The organism is Mesorhizobium sp. M7A.F.Ca.MR.362.00.0.0 (genome assembly GCF_004023175.1).
Lineage (GTDB): Bacteria > Pseudomonadota > Alphaproteobacteria > Rhizobiales > Rhizobiaceae > Mesorhizobium.
This window is the reverse complement of sequence record NZ_RZTF01000233.1, coordinates 1,520-4,906: the sequence shown is the minus strand read 5'-3', so window position 1 is coordinate 4,906 and position 3,387 is coordinate 1,520. Positions and strand designations below refer to the sequence as shown.

Sequence of the window (3,387 nt, the reverse complement as noted above, 5' to 3'; positions counted from 1 at the left end):
GTGATAGCCGAAGCCGCCGGTCAAGGCGACGCCAAGCGGCACCCGTCGGGCCAGCCGCTTCATCTGATGCGGCAGGAACGGTGCGTCGGTGGCGATGACGGCGATGATCGAGCCTTTCTCGGCACGCGGTGTGCCTTCGCGGACAGCCGGTTCGACGAGTTCCGGCCCGGCGCGCAGGTCGCGAATGGTGATATTGCGCCGTTTTCCAAAATTAGACTGCACGAAGGCGCCGACGGTGTAGGCACGGCCTTGCCATTCGACGATGCGCGATGATGTGCCGGAGCCGGCCTTGAAGCCGAAGGTGATCATGCCGGTGCCGCCGCCGACGCTGCCTTCCTCGATCGGTCCGCCGGCGGCACTGTCGAGGGCCCGCGCAACATGCTCCGACGTCAAATGGTGGCCGTTGATGTCGTTGAGGAAGCCGTCATAGGTCTCCGCCGCCACCGGCAGCCCCCAGCCGCTGTCGAGCGCTGCCGGCAGCACGCTTTGCATCCAGCACAGCGTGCCGTCGCGTGAGACACCGCAGGAATGGGTGTTGGTGATGGTGATCGGGAAGTTGAAAGCGCCGGTTTCCTCGACGATGTGCGAGCCGGTCAGTTCGCCGTTTCCGTTCTGGCTGAAAATGCCGGCGAAGACCGGCGTGGCGAGGTCGGCGAGCGGCCTGGGCAGGATCGCGGTTACGCCGGTGCGCACCGGCCCCTGGCCGACGACGAGCGCGCCATCGCCCGAAATCAGCGTCGCATAGCCGACCGTCACGCCGGGCACATCGGTGATCGCGTTAAACGATCCGGGCCGCCCATCGAAGCCGATGCCGAAATTTCGCGCGCGCGGTTTGCCCGAGGGTGTTGTCAGATGATGCGGATTGTCGGTCATGGTCTCAGAACAGGGATCCCTGATTGCCCGGCTCCTTGGCCTTGGCCGCCGGCTTGGCCACGGCTTTCGGTTTTGCCGTGCCGGTGATCGCCACCGCATCGGCGATGCCGTCGGCGAACTCCAGCGAAAGCGCCATTCCCGACGCCACCTCGGCAGCCTGCTTGATCACCGCGCCATCCGCATCCCTCACCAGCGCAAAGCCGCGCGCCAGGACGGCCTTGTGCGACAGCGACGCCATCAACCTGTCGGCCTGGACGACGCGGCCGCGCAGGCGCTCCAGCCTGAGCACCACTGCTTGCGTGCCGCGTCTTGTCAAAGCTGTCAGCAAATCCCTCTGCACGCGTTGCCGCCGTGCCGTCGGCTCGATCGTGATGCGGCCTTGCAGCATGGCCAGTTGCTGTTTGTGCCGCTGCAGCGATGCCCTGGCACATTTTGGCAATTGATCCGCCGCTCGGTTAAGCTCCGCACGCCGGGCTCTTGCCAATGCGCGCAGTGCCCCTTGTGCTCGCAAAAGATTGCGTTCGTTGGTGCGCCGCGCCTCGGCAATGCGCTGCGACAGCATTGCCGGTGTCAGCTTTACGGCAAAAAACCTTGCACGCTTGCGTTCGGTGGAGACCAACAGGCCCCGACCAAGCCTGGATGTCGCCTCATCGAGGCGTCGACGCGGCAGCGCCAGCAATTGATCGGGCGAGGGCAGAGCCCGGGCGGCGGCACGGGCGGCCTGCCGCTTGCGTTCGAAATTGCGCAGGACCGCCGCTTTCAGCCGCGCACCGAGGCTGGCAAGCGTTGCTTCGAGATCGGCCTTCACCGGCACGGCGATTTCGGCTGCACCCGTCGGTGTCGGCGCCCGCACGTCGGCAACGAGGTCGATCAGCGTCCAGTCGGTCTCGTGGCCGACAGCCGAGATCACCGGAATGCCGGAAACGGCAACCGCGCGGGCGAGCACCTCGTCGTTGAAGCCCCAGAGGTCTTCGAGGCTGCCGCCGCCACGCGCCACGATCAACAGATCGATCGGGACGCTGGACGGCGCCATCCCATGCCAGCGCGTTGAAGCCGTTGACCGCGGCGGCCACTTCCGCGCCTGACGTCTCGCCCTGAACACGCACCGGCCAGACCAGGATGTGCAGCGGAAAGCGGTCCTTGATGCGGTGGATGATGTCTCGGATGACGGACCCCGTCGGCGAGGTGACGACGCCGATGACGCGCGGCATGAATGGCAGCAACCGCTTGCGACCGGCATCGAACAGCCCCTCGGCCTGTAGCCGCCGCTTGCGCTCCTCCAGCAGCGCCATCAGGGCGCCGGCGCCGGCAGGCTCCAGATTGTCGATGACGATCTGGTAGTTGGACTTGCCGGGATAGGTGGTGAGCTTGCCGGTGGCGATCACCTCCATGCCCTCTTCGGGACGGAATTTCAGCCGGCTCATCGTGCCTTTCCAGACCACGGCGTCGAGACGGGCACGGTCGTCCTTCAACGCGAAATAAGCATGACCGGACGAATGCGGTCCGCGGTAGCCTGATATTTCGCCACGCACCCGCACATTGCCGAAAACGTCCTCGACCGTGCGCTTCAGCGCGCCGGAAATCTCGCTCACCGTGTATTCGGTGGCGTTGGTGCGTGATTCGGATGCTGCTTCGCTCATCGGTCGATTGGGGAACGGTTGGGCGCCCGCGTCAAGGCGGTTGCGTCGGGCCAGCCGTTCATAACCTGCATACCTGACCCTGCCTACCAGCCGGGCAGGATCTGGTTCGGCTTGGTTCGCCGCAGCTTGGTGAAGGCGAGTGCCGCGAAATCGAATGTCCCGGGGTCTTCGCCGACCGGCACGGAGATATTGTCCAGGCTTTCCGAAATATGGCGGGCGAGCGCATCGACGATCTCCGGCCGCGACGTCTGACCGCGCATGATGCCGATGCGGCAATCGGGCAGGGCGCCGAAGCCGTCGGCTTCGCTCAGCACCCGCATGCCGGGCCGCAGCGCGCATTCCGGCAGCACCGAGATCGCGAGGCCCGAAAGCACCGCGGCGGTGATGACGGTGGCCGAGAAACTGGTGAACAGGATGCGATAGTCGCGATTCTGCTGGTCGAGCACATCGACGGCGGCGCGCCGCCAGATGCAGTTCGGCCGGCCGAAGGCCATCGGCAGCGTTTCCTGCTCATGCGTCGCATGGTTGGCCGAGGTGACCCACAGCAGCGGTTCGCGCCGCACCACCTCCGACTGGCCGCGTACGTCGTTGTGAGTCACCAGCGCGAGGTCGAGATTGCCGCGCTTGATATGCTCGACCAGCCCCGGTGTCGGCTCGCAGATGACGGTCAGTTCGACGCGCGGATTGGAGCGCGTGAACCGCGCCATGATCTCGGGCAGGAAACGGTCGGCATAGTCGTCGGGCGTGCCGATGCGGATCGTGCCTTCGAGCCGCCGGTCGTCGAAAGCGGCCAGCGTTTCGCGGTTGAGATAGAGCAGCCGCCGCGCATAGGAGAGCAGCTTGTCACCTTCCTCGGTCAGCCTGTTGGTGCGCC

Annotated in this window: 2 protein-coding genes and 1 pseudogene; all 3 read right to left on the bottom strand. The window is 65.9% G+C overall.

Features of this window, described 5'->3' with window-relative positions:
- Positions 1-873: P1 family peptidase (locus EOC06_RS24245; RefSeq protein WP_245469995.1), on the bottom strand; the 873-nt coding region annotated here is incomplete at its 3' end.
- Between the two features lie 4 nt (positions 874-877).
- Positions 878-2,513 (bottom strand): annotated as a pseudogene (gene xseA, locus EOC06_RS24240) (exodeoxyribonuclease VII large subunit).
- A gap of 83 nt (positions 2,514-2,596) precedes the next feature.
- Positions 2,597-3,387, bottom strand: a 791-nt coding sequence (locus EOC06_RS24235; RefSeq protein ID WP_245469993.1) for a LysR substrate-binding domain-containing protein, incomplete at its 5' end; no start/stop codon positions are given.